The sequence below is a fragment of the Rhodococcus sp. T7 genome (genome assembly GCF_009872365.1).
Classification (GTDB): domain Bacteria; phylum Actinomycetota; class Actinomycetes; order Mycobacteriales; family Mycobacteriaceae; genus Rhodococcus_F.
In genome coordinates, this window is sequence record NZ_WXYH01000234.1 from 1 (window position 1) to 1361 (window position 1361).

General features: G+C 64.9%; 1 protein-coding gene. It reads left to right on the forward strand.

The window, feature by feature from the left end; all coding sequences use genetic code 11:
- Positions 1–204 precede the first annotated feature (204 nt).
- Positions 205–648, forward strand: a complete 444-nt coding sequence (locus MLGJGCBP_RS21550) for a DUF7144 family membrane protein (RefSeq protein WP_442972115.1) — start codon at positions 205–207, stop codon at positions 646–648.
- Positions 649–1361 lie beyond the last annotated feature (713 nt).

The following is a 1361-nucleotide window of genomic DNA, read 5'->3' on the forward strand; positions in this document are numbered from 1 at the left end:
CCAACTACATCGCCCGAAGCCTGCTCGAGACCGGCGGCTTCAGACCCCAACTCCTACACCCCCGATTGGGATGAGCCCAAAAAGGTTCTGCCCCGTGATTCCTCGCGCTTGCGCAGGCTGACGGCGCGCATGGCGAACGACTCGCGCTCGCGCGCGTAGCGAGGACGAAGGGCACCACGCGGCGGCGGACAATCGTCGTATCGAATGAACCGTAGCTGGGGGAAGGGGACAGCCGTGTCCGAGTATCCATCGACCGAACAACGCTTCGCGGGCGGCACCTCGATGGCGGCGGCAGTCATCATGGTCACCGTCGGCATCATCCAGTTCTTCCAGGGCATCGCCGCCGTCGCCGAGAACGAAGTGTTCGTTGCCGGGCTGGACTACGTCTGCAAGTTCGACCTCACCACCTGGGGCTGGATCCACATCGTCCTCGACGCGCTCGTCGCGATCGTCGGCCTCGCCCTGTTCACCGGCGCCGGATGGGCTCGGGTATCGGCGATCATCGTTGCCGCGATCTCGATTCTGGCGAACTTCCTGTGGCTGCCGTATTACCCGGTGTGGTCGCTGGTGATCATCGCACTCGACATCGTCGTCATCTGGGCCGTCTCGACCTGGAATCCGGAAACGGTCTCGGGGAACATTGCGTAGCGGCACGCCCCGCTTCTCACCCTTACCGGCCGGGATTCGTCCTGGATCCGACGCACCTAATGGTCGGGGTGCGATCGCCGGACGGACGGCATGCCGTCAGACCCGAGCGTTCATCAGACCCCGAACAGCTGCAGAGCACGGCCCGGCGGAGTGCACGATGACGCGGATGACGATTCCCAGCAGCCGCCCTGACCGGTGGGCGTCGATGTGCCACCTGGCCGGGAAAACCACCGAGACGACCACCAACGCCCGCGTCCATGCCGACCTTCCGCTCACTGAGCGTGTATCCGACACTCACCGAGCAGATCGAGGCTCGCGGGTTCCCTGCGAGGAACCTGCTCCTCCCAGTAGGTACCCGATCGGTGTTGCGGAAACTGCGAACTACTCATGCGTCGACGACCCTTCGACCCCGCGGAGCGCATCTAGTCCCCACGAGATCACGCCCGATGGCGACCCGTGGTGCCCTGCAGCGACGCGCCCTGACCTTCTTTCCGTTGTAGTGGATCGACCCCACCGATTACCTGGGGCGAGGACTTATGGGGCTGTTCGCTTTTCGTCGCACTGCCCCACGTGACTGCCCGCATCCCGGGCACTCAACCGCCGGAACCGGCGCTGTGAAGGGGCGGCACGATTCTGCTGAGCGCACCTGACGGAAACGGACCGCGGTTGCCCCTCAGCTCGTGTTGCTCCGGAATTGGTGGGCGGTGAGCAGC

Bases quoted from the DNA above. Each gene is read 5' to 3' on its own strand.
- MLGJGCBP_RS21550 (WP_442972115.1), top strand. From the start codon at position 205: ATGAACCGTAGCTGGGGGAAGGGGACAGCCGTGTCCGAGTATCCATCG.